The organism is Gordonia sp. GONU, from assembly GCF_024733855.1.
In the GTDB taxonomy this organism is placed as follows: Bacteria; Actinomycetota; Actinomycetes; order Mycobacteriales; family Mycobacteriaceae; genus Gordonia; species Gordonia amicalis.
This window is the reverse complement of sequence record NZ_JANRHB010000099.1, coordinates 1-576: the sequence shown is the minus strand read 5'-3', so window position 1 is coordinate 576 and position 576 is coordinate 1. Positions and strand designations below refer to the sequence as shown.

Annotated in this window: 1 protein-coding gene; it reads left to right on the top strand. The window is 67.9% G+C overall.

Annotated features, from left to right (window positions below; genetic code table 11):
* The coding region (locus NWF34_RS25350) for a 13E12 repeat family protein (RefSeq protein ID WP_258326412.1) at positions 1 to 576 on the top strand (576 nt) is incomplete at both ends.

The following is a 576-nucleotide window of genomic DNA, read 5'->3' as shown; positions in this document are numbered from 1 at the left end:
GGCGCCGCGACCAGATGTCGGCCACCGCAACCTTTCCCAGCCCTACCGGCGAACCACTCCCACCCCAGCACCCCACCCTGGCCGACGCCTTCGCCGACGGACATGTCGGCCCCGCCCATGTTCATGCGGTCATCGACGTCCTCGACCAGATCCCGCACGCCGTCGACCACGACGTGAAGCTCGCCGCCGAACGACAGATGGCCGAAATCGCCGTCGACCACACCCCCGCCGACATCACCGCCCTCGGCGCCCGACTGTTGGCCCACCTCGACCCCGACGGAACACTCGCCGACGACACCGACCGCAAACGCCGTCGCAAACTGTCGGTCAACCGGCAACGCGCCGACGGCACCGCCAAGATGACCGCCGACCTCACACCCGAACTCCTCGCGCGGATCACCATGCTGCTCGCGGTCTGGGCCAAACCCGGCATGAACAACCCCGACGACCCCGACTCACCGCACGGGTCGATCGAGAATGCCGACCCCGAGATGGTCGAAGCCGCTGCCGCACGTGATGATCGCAGCGATGCGCAGCGCAACCACGACGCGTTCAACGCCTTGCTGAAGGCTGTGT